14 protein-coding genes and 1 pseudogene are annotated in these 16,194 nt (G+C 63.3%); 4 read left to right on the plus strand and 11 right to left on the minus strand.

Annotated features, from left to right (window positions below):
- Nucleotides 1-90 precede the first annotated feature (90 nt).
- Nucleotides 91-855 carry a rhomboid family intramembrane serine protease gene (locus tag CS006_RS03815; RefSeq protein WP_100510501.1) on the plus strand — a complete coding sequence of 255 codons (765 nt, stop codon included), beginning with the start codon at nucleotides 91-93 and terminating at the stop codon, nucleotides 853-855.
- 134 nt (nucleotides 856-989) lie between these two features.
- Here CS006_RS03815 and crgA read toward each other — a convergent pair whose 3' ends face one another.
- Nucleotides 990-1,550: a cell division protein CrgA gene (gene crgA, locus CS006_RS03820; protein ID WP_100510396.1), complete on the minus strand. Its 561-nt coding sequence runs from the start codon at nucleotides 1,548-1,550 to the stop codon at nucleotides 990-992.
- Nucleotides 1,551-1,639: 89 nt separating this feature from the next.
- Here crgA and CS006_RS03825 point away from each other — a divergent pair, with 89 nt between their 5' ends.
- From CS006_RS03825 to CS006_RS03835, 3 genes are all read left to right on the plus strand, one after another.
- Entirely contained in the window at nucleotides 1,640-2,383 is a 744-nt protein-coding gene (locus CS006_RS03825) for a DUF881 domain-containing protein (protein ID WP_100510397.1), read from the plus strand.
- Between the two features lies 1 nt (nucleotide 2,384).
- Nucleotides 2,385-3,509 carry a class E sortase gene (locus CS006_RS03830; RefSeq protein WP_100510398.1) on the plus strand — a complete coding sequence of 375 codons (1,125 nt, stop codon included), beginning with the start codon at nucleotides 2,385-2,387 and terminating at the stop codon, nucleotides 3,507-3,509.
- 86 nt (nucleotides 3,510-3,595) lie between these two features.
- Nucleotides 3,596-4,270, plus strand: a complete 675-nt coding sequence (locus CS006_RS03835) for an anthranilate synthase component II (RefSeq protein ID WP_100510399.1) — start codon at nucleotides 3,596-3,598, stop codon at nucleotides 4,268-4,270.
- A 189-nt stretch (nucleotides 4,271-4,459) separates the two neighbouring features.
- On the opposite strand, the gene pknB is transcribed toward CS006_RS03835, so the two are convergent.
- The 10 genes and pseudogenes from pknB to CS006_RS10845 form a co-directional block, all read right to left on the minus strand.
- Nucleotides 4,460-6,505: a Stk1 family PASTA domain-containing Ser/Thr kinase gene (pknB, locus tag CS006_RS03840; RefSeq protein WP_100510400.1), complete on the minus strand. Its 2,046-nt coding sequence runs from the start codon at nucleotides 6,503-6,505 to the stop codon at nucleotides 4,460-4,462.
- On the minus strand, nucleotides 6,502-7,536 hold the full coding sequence (locus CS006_RS03845) for a serine/threonine-protein kinase (protein ID WP_100510401.1): 1,035 nt from the start codon (nucleotides 7,534-7,536) through the stop codon (nucleotides 6,502-6,504). Before CS006_RS03845 ends, pknB begins: the two co-directional genes overlap by 4 nt.
- Entirely contained in the window at nucleotides 7,533-8,996 is a 1,464-nt protein-coding gene (locus CS006_RS03850; protein WP_100510402.1) for a peptidoglycan D,D-transpeptidase FtsI family protein, read from the minus strand. The genes CS006_RS03845 and CS006_RS03850 overlap by 4 nt, the downstream gene beginning before the upstream one ends.
- On the minus strand, nucleotides 8,993-10,759 hold the full coding sequence (locus tag CS006_RS03855; RefSeq protein WP_100510403.1) for an FtsW/RodA/SpoVE family cell cycle protein: 1,767 nt from the start codon (nucleotides 10,757-10,759) through the stop codon (nucleotides 8,993-8,995). The genes CS006_RS03850 and CS006_RS03855 overlap by 4 nt, the downstream gene beginning before the upstream one ends.
- The gene (locus tag CS006_RS03860; RefSeq protein ID WP_100510404.1) at nucleotides 10,756-12,333 is read right to left on the minus strand and encodes a PP2C family protein-serine/threonine phosphatase; all 1,578 of its coding nucleotides are present in this window, start codon (nucleotides 12,331-12,333) and stop codon (nucleotides 10,756-10,758) included. The genes CS006_RS03855 and CS006_RS03860 overlap by 4 nt, the downstream gene beginning before the upstream one ends.
- Before the next feature lie 5 nt (nucleotides 12,334-12,338).
- Entirely contained in the window at nucleotides 12,339-12,851 is a 513-nt protein-coding gene (locus CS006_RS03865) for an FHA domain-containing protein FhaB/FipA (RefSeq protein ID WP_100510405.1), read from the minus strand.
- Between the two features lie 33 nt (nucleotides 12,852-12,884).
- Nucleotides 12,885-13,589: an FhaA domain-containing protein gene (locus tag CS006_RS03870; protein ID WP_100510502.1), complete on the minus strand. Its 705-nt coding sequence runs from the start codon at nucleotides 13,587-13,589 to the stop codon at nucleotides 12,885-12,887.
- A gap of 198 nt (nucleotides 13,590-13,787) precedes the next feature.
- Nucleotides 13,788-14,471, minus strand: coding sequence for an NUDIX hydrolase (locus tag CS006_RS03875; protein ID WP_100510406.1), 684 nt, complete (start codon nucleotides 14,469-14,471; stop codon nucleotides 13,788-13,790).
- Between the two features lie 202 nt (nucleotides 14,472-14,673).
- Nucleotides 14,674-15,426, minus strand: a complete 753-nt coding sequence (locus CS006_RS03880; RefSeq protein ID WP_100510407.1) for a Sir2 family NAD-dependent protein deacetylase — start codon at nucleotides 15,424-15,426, stop codon at nucleotides 14,674-14,676.
- Between the two features lie 550 nt (nucleotides 15,427-15,976).
- Nucleotides 15,977-16,194: pseudogene (locus tag CS006_RS10845) on the minus strand (hypothetical protein); the annotation flags it as partial.

Below are 16,194 nucleotides of genomic sequence, written 5' to 3' on the forward strand. Positions count from 1 at the left end.
TCGAACCCGCCGCTTCGACTCGGCTTCATCACGCCGCCGTCTCGGGACGGGGCCTTCCCGCGATACGGAACGTGCAATACAGTGGTGACCATGAGTCAACGATTTCGTCTGTTCCCCAACTCCCCCACGGCGCGGGAGCTGTTCAACAAGGACGCCATCCGTCGTGAGTGGCGCAACGGAGGCCCGGTCATCACCCAGGCCATCATCCTGATCTGCGTGCTCGTATGGGCCGTGGAGATCATCGCCCGGTTCCTTTCCCCCGTGCTGCTGAACGCCGTGCTGAGCCTCGGCATGCTTACGCCGGCCGTGGTGCCGCATTATCCGTGGACGCTCATCACATCGATGTTCATGCACGAGCCGGGCATCTTCCACCTGCTGTTCAACATGCTTATGCTGTGGTCGATCGGCCCGGTGCTGGAGCGCATGCTCGGCCACTGGCGCTTCCTGGGCATGTATCTGCTGTCTGGCATCGGCGGCGATCTTGCGTTGCTGCTGTGGGCGCGCCTCTACCCCGGCGGCTCCGGCTGGGTGGTGTCGGTATATGGCGCTTCGGGAGCCTTGTTCGGCCTGTTCGCGGCCATTCTGATCGTCTATCGGCGCATCGGCGCCGACATCACGTCCATAATCGTGTGGGTGGCCATCAACTTCGCTTTGCCGCTCCTGTATCCCGGCATCGCGTGGCAGGCGCACGTCGGCGGTTTCCTCATCGGCGGCCTGTATACGTGGCTGCTCACCTCCAGCCTGCCGTTGACGCGTGGCAAGAGCCTCACCGTGCGTTCGCTGGTCTATGGCCTGCCGTTGTTGGCGGTCATCGTGGCCGTGGGCGTCTGGTGCCTCATCCCCGTGATGGGATGATCCGCGATATTCGTGCTTTCATATGAAAAAACGTCGTCCCGCACGACGGCCTTGCAGGCCTGCCGTGCGGGACGACGTCGTATTGGGAATCCGTCTGATGACAGACGTTCCTCAATCGTCTGTCAGTGCGTCTGTCAGTGCCATCCCATCGTCATCAGGAAGCCGACGAGCATGATGGCGAAGCCGATGGCCAGATTCCACGCGTCGATGCCCGGAATCGGGTACTTGCCGGTCATGTAGTAGACGACGACCCAGATGAGGCCGATGATCAGCAGGGCGCAGAACACCGGAACGAACCACGACGGATTCGACTTTGTGCCCTTGATGGATTCCTCCACGCGCTTCGTGCTTTCCTGCTGGCGGGCGAACATCTTGCGCATCTGCGGGGTCATGGCCGACTCGTCGGCGGACTTGCTCAGCACGGCCTCGACCTTGTCCATCGACAGGCCGTAGACGTCTTCCTCGTTTTCCTCTTCGTCGTCCTTATCGTCGTCGCCCTTACCGGACTCGTCATCGGCGCCGGACTCGTCATCGGCGCCGGACTCGGCGCCTTCGGCCGCTTCTTCGGTGCCGGCGGCGTCGCTGGCGGTCTCGTTGGTGTCGGCGGACTCGGCGACTGCGGTCTCTTCGGACTGCTCGACGGCGTCGGCGTCGGTCTTGGTTTCGTCGAGCTTCTGCTCGTCCTTTTCAGCCATAAGAGGATACTCCTTTAACGTAAGCTACTAGTCATAGTAATGACTAGAGTGGAAACAGTCGAAAAGACGAGTTCAATAGTAAGGCAAACATGGGAAAGCACGGTGGCAGGCACGTCGCCCGCAAGTCCATTGCGGGCTCGCTCGTCGTCGCCGTCATTCTGGCGCTGGCCGGCTATCTGCTGACCGTGAATGTGCGTGTGAACCGTTCCGTGACGGTCAATTCCGATACCTCGCAGCTGCTGAACGAACGATCGAAGCATGTGAACCAGCTGCAGTCAGAAATCGATGGCCTCAGTACGCAGATCGACGCGTTGAAGGCATTGACCACCAGTTCCTCCGTTCCGAAGGGCGAGGACGCCGGTTCGGGAACGAAACTGCCCGCCGTCCATGGGCCGGGGCTTACGGTCACGCTCGACGATTCCCCGCTGTGGCAGAGCAAGGTCGGCGATACGGGGTCGTCCGCCGACATCAACGACTATGTCGTGCATCAGCAGGACATCGAGGGCGTGGTGAACGCGCTGTGGGCCGGCGGCGCCGAGACGATGATGATCGAGGACCAGCGCGTGTTGTATAGCTCCGCTGTTCGCTGTGTGGGCAATGTCCTGCTGCTGCAAGGCAAGCGCTATGCCCCGCCGTTCAGGATATCCGCCATCGGTCCGCAGGAGGACATGGTGCGCGCATTGGATGATTCGCCGACGGTTCAGGTGTATAAGGAATATGTCGCGTCCATCGGACTGGGGTGGAAGATGGAACGCGTCGACGACCTACGGTTCCCTGCGACGACGTCATCGTTGCAGGCGCTGAAATACGCGAAGGTAAAGAAGGAACAGTGATATGGCAAGAGCTACGAATGTCGCGTCTCGTCGCGACTCCGGCGTCCGGGGCGGTTCGAATTCCGTGGCATCGTCCGTGCTCGGCATCATCGGGGAGATCCTGCTCACCCTGGCTGCGGTGTTGGCGTTGTATATCGCATGGCAGCTGTGGTGGACGGGCGTCGAGGCCGAACAGGCGCAGGCCGATCAGCGTCAGGACGTCTCGTGGGTGAATCCCAAGCAGGGCGGTTCGGGCTATAGCATCGCCAAGGCGCAGTCCGGCGAGCCTCCGGTCGAGCCGAAGTCGGCGAACACCGGCGACCTCGTGGCGCAGCTGTATGTGCCCCGCTTCGGTTCCGCATGGCACCGCAACGTGGTCGAGGGCACGGACGCCTATCAGCTCTCCCGTCACGGCCTCGGCCATTATCCCGAAACGCAGATGCCGGGCGAGCTCGGCAACGTGGCCATCGCGGGCCACCGTTCCGGCTACGGCGAGCCGCTCGCCCACGTCGATACCCTGCAGAAGGGCGACAAGATCATCATCCGCACCAAGAACTACTGGTACGTCTACACGTATACCGACTACAAGATCGTCACCCCCGAACACACCGAGGTGATCGCCGCCGTGCCGAACGAGCCCGGCAAGACGCCCACCGACCGGTACGTGACGCTCACCACGTGCGAGCCGCGCTACACCACGGCGACGCATCGTTGGATCTCCTATGGCAAGTTCGACTACTGGGCCAAGGTGTCCGACGGCGTGCCGAAGGAGCTGAGCACGGGCGACGCATCCGGCGCGGTGGAGTTCTCGCAGGGGGAGTCGTCCCCGCTGGCCAAGCTCTCCGCATCGATGACGCAGCTGATCATCGGATTGGCCATCGCCTACATCGTGGTGTATCTGGCCGCGCTGATCGCCTGGCGGTATCCGGCGCTCAAGGCGCTGCGCACCGGCCACCGCCGTGCGCCGGGCGCCAGCATCTACGGTTGGATGTACCGTCATCAGCCCGGCCCCCTGGCCATCCGCTGGGTGCTGATGATCATCGTGTTCCTCACGGTCGTCGCATGCCTGTTCGAATGGGGCTTCCCGTGGGCGGCGTCCAATATTCCGTATCTGCAGGTGACGTCCAACTTCGTTGCCGTAGAGTAGCCATAGAGTAGTAGTCACAGAGCAATGGCCGGGGTGCGCGAGCATTGCACGAGATGCACGCGCACCCCGGCATTCAGGAGCAGATTATGAACAATGCAGCCGCGGATTCCGCCCTTCCCGAGGACTCGGCGAGGATTCTGGTCATCGACAACTATGATTCGTTCGTCTACACCATCGTCGGATACGTGGAGACGCTGGGCGCCACGGTGACGGTGGTGCGCAACGACGCTCTCGATCCCGCGAAGCCGGGCCTGCTCGACGACTACGACGGCGTGCTGATCTCCCCCGGCCCCGGCGCCCCGGCGGAGTCCGGCGTAAGCGAGGACGTGATTCGCCTGTGCGCCAAGGAGCATAAGCCGATGTTCGGCGTGTGCCTGGGACTGCAGGCGCTCGCCGAGGTCTTCGGCTGCACGGTGAGCCATGCTCCCACGATCATGCATGGCAAGACCAGCCTCATCGAGCACAACAACGACGAGATCTTCGAGGGCGTGCCGAATCCGATGACCGCCACCCGCTACCATTCGCTGGCCGTGGAGCCCGACAGCGTGCCCGACACGTTGGAGGTGACGGCGCAGACCGTGGAGGACCATATCGTGCAGGGCATCCGCGTGAAGGGGCTGCCGATGTACGCCGTGCAGTTCCATCCGGAATCGGTGATGACCGAGGGCGGATACCGTCTGCTGGCCAACTGGCTGGCCGTCTGCGGCCAGAAGTCCGCGGTCGCCCGTTCCGCCGGTCTCAAGCCCAAGGTCGCGGCGTAGCGGCATAGACGTCGATGCCAATACGCCGTCGTTGACGGCAATACGATGGCGGCTGATGATCGTTGATATCAGCCGCCAATCATATTTGCCGTTCGTATTCGTCGTTCATCGTTCGTCATAGACAAGGCGGCGGTCGCTCCCCGTTGGGAAGCGACCGCCGCCTTGTCTATGGTGCCTATCGTCGATCCGTCATTGACTGGTTTCACCGCTTGCGGTGTCCGTCGGTGTCGGGCTCGGCGATTCGGTGCTGTTCTCGGTCGATGATGTCGACGGCGCCTTGGTGGTCAGGGTGATCGTGGCGCCCTTGTCGACCTGCGTGCCGCCCGCCGGATTGATGCCCGTCACCACGGCGTTGTCGGACTTGTCGCCGCTGACCGACACCTTGAATCCGGCCGCCGTAAGCTGCTGCGTCGCGGAGGACAGCGTGGTGGAGCCGCTGGTGTCGATGGACGGCACGGTCACCTTCTCCTTGCCCTGCGAGACGTACATCGTCACGGACGAGCCCTGATCGACCTTGGTGCCGGATCCCGGGTCGACGCGCAGCACCATGCCTGCCGCCACCGTATCGGAGTAGGCCGTACGGATGGTGGGCGTCAGACCGGCCGCCTGCAGCTTGGCCGTGGCCTGGTCCTCGGAAAGGCCGGTAAGACCATCGGGGACGGTCGTCATGCCGGAGGAGATGTAGATGACGATGGAGGCGCCCTTGTTCTGCGTGGTGCCGGAGGCGGGGTCGGTGCGGGTGACCATGTCCTTCTCCACATCGGCGCTTTCCTCGACGGAGGCGGAGCCGTTCACCTTGAAGCCCAGCTTCTCCAGCTCGGCCTTGGCCTCCTCCTGCGTCTCGCCCTTCACATCGGGCACGGTCACCTTCTTCGGGCCGGATGAGAACCACACGGTCACCGTGGAGCCTTCCTCGGCCTGCGCGCCGCCCTTCGGGCTCTGCTTGGTGAAGGTGCCCTTCTCCTTGTCGGAGTCGTTGTCCTGCTTCTCCACATAGGTGAAGCCGGCCGATTCGATCTTCTCCTTCGCCAGCGTGCTCGACATCTGTTCGGTGATGGTCGGCACGGTCGCCATCTTGGGCTTGCTGCCCTGCACGGCGAACCAGACGCCCAGACCGATGGCGACGACCGCCAGCACGGCGATGATCGCGGCGATGGTCTTCTTTTTCTTCTTCGCCTTGGCGGTGGCCGCCCGCTGCGCGCTGCGCGACAGCTGGTTCTCATCGCCGGCCGCGGTGTCGAGCGGGTTGAACGCCACGGTCTCCGCGGCGCCGTTCGCCGGCGTCATCGGCATGGTGGCGGTCTCGCTCTCCTTGCGGGCCTTCATGTTGGTCAGGTCGGTGAGCGGGTTGAACGCGGCCGCCACGGGCGTGCCGCCGTTCATCAGCGCGAGGATGTCGTTGCGGAATTCGGTGGCCGTGGTGTACCGGTTCTGACGGTCCTTGGCCATGGCCTTTGCGCAGACGGAATCCCACAGCTTCGGCAGTCCCGGCACGATGGCGCTCGGCGGCGTCGCCACCTCGGAGACGTGCTGGTAGGCGATGGCCACGGCGGAGTCGCCGGTGAATGGCGGCCGTCCGGTGAGCATCTCGTAGAGCACGCAGCCTGCGGAATACAGGTCGGAGCGCATGTCCACGTTCTCGCCGCGGGCCTGCTCGGGGGAAAGATACTGCGCGGTGCCCACCACGCCCTGCGACTGGGTCATCGTGGCGGAGGAGTCGTCCAGCGCGCGTGCGATGCCGAAGTCCATCACCTTGACCATGCCCTGGTCGCTGATCATGATGTTGCCGGGCTTGATGTCGCGGTGGATGATGCCCATGCGGTGCGAGTACTCGAGCGCGCTCAGCACGCCGAGCATCACCTGTTCGGCGTCACGCTGGCTCAGCGAACCGTTCTCCTTGAGGATGTCGCGCAGCGTGCGTCCCTGCACGAACTCCATGACCAGATAGGGAACGTTCACCGATCGGCCGGCGTCGTCCTTGATCGCCTCCTCGCCGGAATCGTAGATGGAGACGATGTTCGGATTGTTGAGCATGGCGACGGAGTGCGCCTCACGACGGAACCTCGCAAGGAAGATCGCGTCGCCGGCCAGGTCGGCGCGCATGATCTTGATGGCCACGGTACGTCCCAGTCGGGTGTCCGTGCCGACATGGACCTCCGCCATGCCGCCGTGTCCGATGAGGTTGCCGACGGTGTACCGTCCACCGGCCAATGATGCTGGTATGTACATACTCATCGTGACCCTTCCTTCCCTGCTTGTTGGTTGTCGACGTTGTCATTCATTGATGGCGCCTGCGGCGGTGCCGGTGCCGGCGGCTGAGGCGTCTGCTTGGCCACCCAGTCCGCGGCCGAGAACAGTTGCATGGGCCGGTGCGGCGCGCTGCTTACGCGCCGTCCTATCGGTCCGGAACGTGTGTCCACCAGATTCTCCGGCGTCTCCTGGTCGAGAAGCCGCCGTTCGATCTTGGCCAGCGTGCGAGACACCACAAGGGCGTTCGCCGGACGGTCCTGCGGCTCCTTGGCCAGCATGGTCATCACGAATTCACGCAGCTGCCAGTCGATGGACGCCGGCAGCGGCGGCACCGGATCGTTCACATGCGCTGCCGCGATGTCGACGGGCGTGGCGCCGGTGAACGGACGATGGCCGCACAGGCCCTCGTAGGCCACCACGCCAAGCGAGTAGATGTCGGACTGCGGCGTGGCCTGCTCGCCCTGCGCCTGCTCCGGCGAGATGTACTGCGCCGTGCCGACCACCATGCCGTCCTGCGTCATCTGCGCCTGATTCGTCGAGTAGGAGACACCGAAGTCGGTGATCTTCACCTCGCCGGAATCGGAGACCATGATGTTCGCCGGCTTCACGTCGCGATGGATGACGCCGTGCGAATGCGCCACATAGAGGCCGCGCGCCGTCTGGATGAGTATCGGCAGCAGCTCCGTGGCCTCGAGCGCGCCGCGCTGCTTGTAGATCTCGGCGAGCGACTGGCTGGGCACGTACTCCATGATGAGGAAGCCGATGCCGTCGTGCTCGTAGTATTCGAACAATGCGGCGATGTTCGGGTGCGCGAGATTCGCGGAGTTATGGGCCTCCGCGCGCAGTCGCTTGAGCTTGGCCTCCTCGTTGGCCATGTCGGTGCGCAGGGCCTTGATGGCCACCGGGCGCTCAAGCTCGATGTCATAGCCCTTCCAGACCTCGCCCATACCGCCCTGAGCCAGTCGCTGATCCAGGCGGTAGCGTCTGTGGATCAGTTGTCCCTCAATCAGTCTCATTGCTTCAGAGCCTCCTGCATGATTTGCTGCATGATCGGTCCGGCGGCTTCGGAACCAAATGCGTTGACGTTGTGCACCACCACGGCCACGGCGATCTTGGGGTCGTCGGCGGGGGCGAATCCGGTGATCCACGAATCGTTGGTGCTGTTGTTGCCGATCTGCGCGGTGCCGGTCTTCGCGGCCACCTTGACGCCGTCCAGCTGCAGCTGCGGGTCCTCCTTGGTGATCACCGCCTGCATCATCGTGTTGAGCTTGTTGGCGGTGTCTTCGGAGAAGGCTTGGGAGAACGTGGAGGGAGAGCTTTCCGAGACCACGCTCAGGTCGCTGCCACGCACGCGGTCGACCAGCGTGGGCTGCATCATCTTGCCGCCGTTGGCCACGGCGGAGGCGATCATGGCGTTGAGCATCGGCGTCTCCAGGGTGTCTCCCTGGCCGATCGACGCCAGCGCGAGCTTGTCGGGCGAGGCGTTGTCCGGGAACTTCGAGGCCGTAGCCTTGCTCACCAGTCCGGAGGAGCTGGTGCCGTCCACGGTGATGGAGCTGCCGAAGCCCATCTTCTTGGCCTGGGCGGCCACCTTCTCCTGACCGAGCTTCACACCGAGCTGGGCGAACGCGGTGTTCGAGGAGTATGCGAACGCGTCCTCGAGCGAGATCTTCCCGTTCGAGCCGGCGGCGGCGCTGCTGGTGTTGGTCAGCTGCGTGACCGTGCCGGGGAGTGTGTACGAGCTTCCCGCGGCGACGGACGTGTTCGTGTCGTAGTCGCCGCTTTCCAGTGCGGCCGCGGCCACGACGATCTTGAACGTGGACCCGGGCGGGTACAGCTCGTTGGTCGTGCGGTTGAGCATGGGGTTGTTCTTGTCTGCGATGAGCTTCTGGTATGCCGAGCTCACGTCGGAGGTCTTGTGGCTGGCCAGCGCGTTCGGGTCGTAGCTCGGCGTGCTCACCATGGCGAGGATGCGGCCGGTCTTCGGCTCCATGGCCACCACGGCGCCCTGCTGGTCGCCGAGCAGCTGGTAGGCGAGCTTCTGCAGCTTCGGGCTGATGGACGTCTCGATGTTCGCGCCCTTGTTCTCCTCGCCGGTGAACAGCGACTTGAACTTGCTCAGCCACAGCGAGCTGTTCTCGCCGGTGAGCAGGGTGTTGCGCGAGGCCTCGATGCCGCGGTCGGCGCGCGTCGTCACCGAGAAGTAGCCGGTAACCGGTGCATACACGGCACCGTTGGAGTACGAACGCTGGTAGGAGAAGGCGTCATCGGTCTTCTCGGATTTCGCGAGCACGGTGCCGTCGCTGGCGAGGATGGAGCCTCGCGGCGCACCGTACTCGTGGTAGAGCGCGCGGACGTTGCGGGGATCGGCGTTCAGCGAGTTCGCCTGGATGGTCATCAGGCGCGTGGTGGAAAGGCCGAGCACCGCGAACAGCACGATGACGGCCGTGAACAGCTGACGGAGCGAGGTGTTCATCGGACGCTCCTTTCGTCGGACTGAGCGGGCCATGTCCGCGTCGGCGGGGTCGGCACGCTTGGCGTCGGAGGAACGACGGGCTGCGATGTCGCGGCCTGCGCCGACGCCACGCTTCGCGGCGCGTCGGCGGCCGGTGTCGGCGGCGTATCAAGATTCGGTACGTGTCGGGCGCGCGAAAGCGTATTGCCGTCGTGCGTCTCGAATCCGAGACGGTCGTCCTCCTCGGTGCGTCGAGCGTGCACGGCGTGGGCGCCGTGCCGCCCGCCGACCACATGCTCGTGCGGCGTGATGACCTCGGTCATCTCCGATGCGGCGGGCGAGGCCGCTGCCGCAGCCGTCGCTGCCGCCGCCTCCTCGGCCTGCGCCGTGCGTTCGGCTGCGGCCTGCTTCTCCTTTTCGCGGATGGCCATCAGCGCCTCGTATTGGAACGTGTTGGTGTCGATGTCCTCTTCCGGCTTGTTCGCCGCGTTGGAGATCACCAGCAGCAGCGAGGCGAGGACGCAGTTCGCGATCAGGCTGGAGCCGCCGGCCGCGATGTACGGCAGGGTCAGACCGGTCAGCGGAATGACCAGCGTGATGCCGCCGACGACGGTGAACACCTGGAACGCCATGGTGAACACCAGTCCGGAGGAGAGCAGCTTGCCGAAGCCGTCCTTGATCTTCATGGCCGTGACCATTCCCGCGCCGATGATGATGAGGTACATCGTCAGAATGGCGAACAGGCCGATGATGCCGAGCTCCTCGCCCAGCGACGAGTAGATGAAGTCGGAGTACGACAGCGGCGTCACCGTCGGGTGACCCTGTCCGAGACCGGTGCCGGTCATGCCGCCGGTCGCCAGTCCGAACACGCCCTGCACCAGCTGCATGGAGCCGCCGACCGCGCGGTTGTAGATATCCGCGTCGAACGGGTGCAGCCATGCGCTCACGCGGTATCCGACATGCGAGAAGATCGTGGACGCGGCCACGGCGCCGACCACGAAGAACACGCCGCCGATGAGGATCCAGCTTTTCTGGCCGGTGGCCACGTACAGCATCGAAACGAACATCGCGAAGAACATCAGCGACGTGCCGAGATCGTGCTGCAGCACGAGCACGCCCATGCAGACGGCCCACACCACCAGGATCGGGCCGAGGTCCTTCAGTCGGGGCAGACGGATGCCCAGCACCTTTCGTCCGCCCACGGCCAGCTGGTCGCGATGGTCGAACAGGTACGCGGCGAAGAAGAACGCGAGGAACAGCTTGGCGAATTCGCCGGGCTGGAAGGAGTGGCTGCCGAAATGCAGCCAGATTCGTGCGCCCTGAATCTCCTGGCCGAGGCCTGGGATCATGGGGGAGAGCAGCAGGGCCAGACCCACCACCATGCTGATGTACGAGAACCGGCGCAGGATGCGATAGTCCTTGAGGAACACGACCAGCAGGATGCACAGCACCAGCGCCACGGCCAGCCATGTCAGCTGGTTGAGCGCGATGGACGTGGCCTTGCCGCCGAATACGCCGTTCTGGTTATCGATGCGTGCGATCATCATGATGCCGGTGCCGCTGAGCACCATCACGCAGGGAAGGATCACCTGCGAGGCATACGGCTGGAATCTCGACAATACGATCCAGAACACCGCGAACAGCGCGCCGACCACCGAAAGCCGCGTGATATACGGCGACGGGAAGGTGTTCTGCACGCGCATGAACATCTGGAAGAAGCCAAGCATCACGATGAACGCTGCGAAAATCAGCAGCGATACCTGGCGAAGTCGACGAATGATCATTGCTGCTTCTCCGAGCTGGGCGTAGGCGACGGCGACTGCGTGGACGCGCCCTTCTGCTGTTCCTCCCCGCCGTATTGCTGTGTATCCGACTGTTTCTTCTGGTTGATGTCCGCTATCTGCTGTCGGATCATATCGACATGGCTCTGTGCCTCGTCATAGGAATCCACGGCGATGCTGCCGTTGTTGATCTGCTCGCGCCAGGCCGCCGGCAGCTGGTCTATCTCGATGTCGGTGCGCATCGCCTCGTGCGACAGCGACAGTCCGAACAGATCGGTGGGAACGCCCTGATAGATGGTGACGACGCCGTTGGACTCGCCGAGATAGTATTTCGACTGCGACCAGTGCCATGCGCCGAAGCCTGCGCCTGCCAATGCGAGCAGCACGATGACGATGGTCGTCGCCACGGTGGCGCGCATGCGCGTATGACGCTTGCGCACCTGCTGCTGCACCTGACGCTGATGGGCCTTGATGGCCTTGGCCACTTCGGGATCATGCGGATCGGTGCTGGCGCTGCCGTCCCTTTTCTGCACGACGGGAATCTCGCCGGTGTTGGGCATGGCGGAATCGGCGTCGCGATGCGACGACGGCTGGGCCACGCGCGGCACGGCGACGTCTTCCGGTTCCGAATGCTTGTTCTGCGTAAGGGCCGCCGCACGCTGCGCCGGGCTTCCTTCGTCGGCCTTCAGCGCCGGGGCCGTGGCCACAGGTTCGTCGATGAGATCGGCGAGGCTTTCCAGACTGCTGCTTACCGCGCCGCCGACCAACGGCACCGGGGCATGGGCCTGCGTGGCGTCGGAGTCGAGAGGCACGGTGGCGTCGGCGATCACCGCCGTCACGTTGTCGGTGCTGCCGGCCTTCAGCGCCATGGCCACGAGGCGCTGCGCGCATTCCTCGGGGTCGAGGACGTTGTTGAGCACCTCCTCGATCGTGGAATCCTCCAATACGCCGCATACGCCGTCGGAGCACAGCATCCAGCGGTCGCCGGGCTTGGCCACGCGGATGGAGATGTCCGGCCTCGGGTCGATGTCGAAGTCGCCGAGCACGCGCATGACCACGTTGCGCTGGGGATGGTTCTTCGCCTCCGGCTCGGTTATGCGGCCGGTGTCGATGAGATGCTGAACGTAGCTGTGGTCCTTGGTCGCGCGAATCAGATGGCGGTCGCGCAGCAGATAGGCGCGCGAATCGCCGATATGCGCAAGAATCCAATGGTTCTGCACGAGGCTCAATGCGGTGACGGTCGTGCCCATGCCGGAAAGCCGGCGCTCGTGCTTGGCCTTGCCCACGATGGCGTCATGCGCGGCCAGCACGGAGGTCTCCATCATGGCGGCGATGGTCTCGACGTCGTTGGCGGCGTCCTCGTGCTCGATATGCACCAGGGACCGGATCGCGATGGTGGAGGCGGTGTCGCCTCCCGCATGGCCTCCCATGCCGTCGCAGATCGCCGCGAAACGGCGGCCGGCGAACGAGGAGTCCTGATTGTTGCTGCGCACGTATCCCACGTCGGACACGGTGGTCGAGTACAGGGTCAGATCTTCCGAAAGGCTCGGAGAAGCAGAGGCATTGGTTGCTGTCATGGGCGTCACCTCAGTTCGAAGGTCGTCGCACCGATACGTACCGGCACGCGTGCGGGAAGCACTGCCGCTCCGGTGAGACGCTGGTTATTGACGACGGTTCCATTGGTGCTGCCCAGATCCTCGATGGCCCACTTGCGGCTCGTCGGATCCTGGAACACCCGCGCATGATGGGATGAGACGAATTCGTCGTCGAGCACGACGGAGTTGCTGGCGGCCCTGCCCAGCGTCACCTGCCCGGCGTTCAGCGGAATCGTCGTGCCCGCCAGCGGTCCGTCGATGATCACCAGGATGGACGGCTGCTCGACGGTCGGCCTGCTCGCCACAGGGGCGGGCGCGGGCCGCGGCGCGGGCGCCGTGGCGGCCTTCCGCGCCTTCTGCTCCCGCTGGCGGTGCTTCTTGGAGGTCTTGGGGCTGAACGATGACACATCACGATGCAGCGAACGTACGGCGAACCACACGAATACCCATAGCAGTACCAGGAATCCGTATTTCAGAACAGTGAATGTCAGTTCAGTCATATTGGCTCGCGTTCGTGCGGTGAAGTGAATGGTTTATTCCTGCGGTGCAGAGGAAGCCCAGAATAAGATACGCGTACGACCGATGGTGATGGTGTTGCCGTCCAGCAGGGTGGCCGCCGGCACCTGATGTCCCTCCACATACGTGCCGTTCGTGGAACCCAGGTCGCGGGCGATCACGCCGCTGTCGGTGATGTCGATTTCGAGGTGGCTGCGCGAGATGCCCGGGTCGTCGATGACGATGTCGCAGTTCGAGCCGCGTCCGATGACGGTCTTCGGGGCGGTCAGCAGGTACTGGCGGCCGTTGATCTCCAGAACCGGGCAGTCCTTGGCCTCGCTCGGCGCGGTGACGGGCGCGGCATTGCCCTGCACGGACTCCGACGTGAGCTTGAACTCGCCGCGAGGCAGGTCGAGGTCCTCCTCGAAGATCACGACGACGGGGCCGACGAACGCGTAATGCTGGCTTTCGGCATACTTGGTCAGGTTGTCCGCCAGTTCGTTGGCGAGGGTCTCGGAGCCCCACTGCTCGATGCGGTCGAAGTCAGGAGTGGAAAGCTTGAATCGATACTCATTCGGAGCGACGGTGCGATCGCGGCCCACGGGCATGGCCTCGGAGTCGATCTGTCGCTCCAGGGCGCTGGAAAGGTCAACCGGCTGAAGGTCGTTTTTTGCACCGAACTTGCTGAACACGCCGTTGACGGCACCTTCGACGCTTTTCTCAAATCGGTCGAGAACGCTCATGAACATCCCTTTCTCGCAATGTCTCTATGGTACGCAGCATCCCCCATTGAGGCTCAATGCGATGGGGATTCATTGCAAAGTCTTCATTCCGTCTTTCCTATTTTTTATCCATCGTAATGCCGTTTTTGCCCTATCGGTGGTTGAATTCACCAATAAAACACCACGTCGGTGGCACAGGGGTGGGACCCATGGACGGTTTTACCGTTCGGGCCGCACCAGACGCCGCAGTTCCTCGTGCTTGAGTGCGATCGTGGCGTTCGACGAGATGATGCCGGCCCCGAGCAGCTCCTCCCAGCTCACCCATGCGCTTTCCACATGCTCGTCCTTGTCGAAGTGACGTTCCCCCATATGCCAGCGCCTGAGGTGCACCACCATGATGTTGGCCAGCTCGTCGGTCATGCCCTCCGAGGAATAGCACCGCGCCACATCGTCGATGACGATGTCGTCGTCCGTGCATCCATCGGAGCCCGTGGCCGTAGTGTCCTCGGCCGTTCCGTCCGCCGCAAGGCCCGGGCGGACGCCCGTTTCCTCGCGCAGCTCGCGCAACGCCGCCGCATGCGGTTCCTCCCCCGCGTCGATGAGTCCGGCCGGCACCCCGAACGTATATCGGTCCGGCCCGACGCGATATTCGCGCTCCAGCAGATACCGGTCGTTGGCGCAGTCGTGCACCAGCATGACCACGCACGGCGCGTGCCTCATGATCTGCCGCTGGATGCGCACGGCCTCGCCGTTCTTGCGTGTCAGGCGGATGACGCGGTCCTCCACATGGAAGATTGCGCCCGTGTATACGGTCTCGCTGCTTTCGGTCACCGGCGCCGTATCCATGTCGATGTCGTCGCTGGCGCTCAGCCGCATGGTCACGCTGTCGTTCGCGCTGCTCATATTCGTCTCCTCGGGCATCGTCTGATTGCGTAATGTAATTGTCGCGTAATGTAATTGATCCGCGTGATCGCGGCGGTCGCTCGTCATATCCGGCGCATGGCGACGTTTGCGGACGGTCGAGCGCGGTGAGTACGGCGGGCGGCCTATATATATCGCTGCGAGCGAGCCATATATATAGGGATATATATGTATGTGGGTTTGCTCACCCCTCGGCGATGGTCTCTTCGACCAGCTTTGGCAACGCAACGGCGATGTCGTCGTGAATCAGACGTGTGGCGATGCGATCGTACTGTGTACGCCCCATGTTCATGATGGTCAGCGGCACGCCGGCCTGCACGGCCGCCGGTGCCAGCGACGCCGCAGGGAACACCTCCAGCGTCGAGCCGATGACCCAGAACTCGTCGGCCTCGCATGCCAGACGCAATGATTTCTCCATGGCTCCGTCGGGCAGCGCCTCGCCGAAATACACCACGTCGGTCTTGATGATGCCGTTGCAGGGCATGTTCCCCTTATAGGGCAGCCTGCGGTGGCAGCGCGGATCCGGTTCCTCGTCGAGACGGTCCATGATGTCGGCGGTATCGTACTTCGCATGGCACTTCATACAGTGTGACGTGCCGATGGTGCCGTGAAGATTGACGATGACGTCCGGTGAATTGCCGGCCTTCTCATGCAGGGCGTCGAAGTTCTGCGTGGCCAGCAGCGTCAGCATGCCGGCCTGTTCCAGCCTGACCAGCGCCTTGTGCGCCGTGCCCGGCTGCGCGCCCCAGACCGGCGACTCCTTCTGCCAGCGCCACGAGTATTCGCGGTCCTCCTTGCTGGAGATGAAGGCGTCGATGTCGTAGACGTTCATTTGCTCCGGATGCTTGGTCCATACGCCGTCGGGGCCGCGGAAGTCGGGGATGCCGGCGGAGGTGGAGATGCCCGCGCCGGTCAGTACTGCGATCTTTTTGCTCATATATGCAGTATTACACCGTCAATATGTACGTCATATATGTGGGTTTATATATATGGGCGCCATATGGATTATGGATGTGGAGATGGGACGGTGGGCATGCGGATGTATTCGTCCGTATACATGCATGTACATGCGATCCATATATGTGGTCACGGTCACGTGGGATTCTGCGGGTCTCTGTTGTCCGATGACCGCAGGCCAATTCGTTCGTATAAGGATTCGTGGTCTGAACCATATATGAGGACCGTGATATCGCCTGCGCGCCGGCCTGCTTCGTGTTCGTCGGGGTCCGGCGTCGGCGGTTTGCCCTGGACGGGATGTATCCGAGGGGCGCGGCGGTGAATTTCGGATGTCGTGGTCATGGCTGTTTGGGATGTTCATTGTGCCGTGATGCCGATGAAGGCTATTGTGGGTGGTGGCGGTGGTGTCGTGCTGTGTCGCGGGGTTGCGGTTGTGGCGGTGGCGACACGCCGGGGGAGCGTTGTGTTTTCAACGTTCCTTGGGGTTGTTTTGTCTTTTGGGTTGCGTTGTTGCCCGGGGTCGTGTATGTTTATCTCTTGCTGCCCGACAGCGACGGGTTCTCCTGGTGAGTGCTGGTTGGTCGTGTGTGGTGGTGGTTTGAGAACTCAAGAGCGTGTTTTGTACTACTGAATTTTTGTTTTTGATTGCCAGTTGACGGCTCGGCCGGTTGGTTTTTCCGGTTGGTTGGGTTGTCGTTTGAAGGATTGTGCGTTTCCGGTTGGTCTTCGGGCCGGCTGGTTGTGCCGT

The organism is Bifidobacterium primatium, assembly GCF_002802875.1.
Lineage (GTDB): Bacteria > Actinomycetota > Actinomycetes > Actinomycetales > Bifidobacteriaceae > Galliscardovia > Galliscardovia primatium.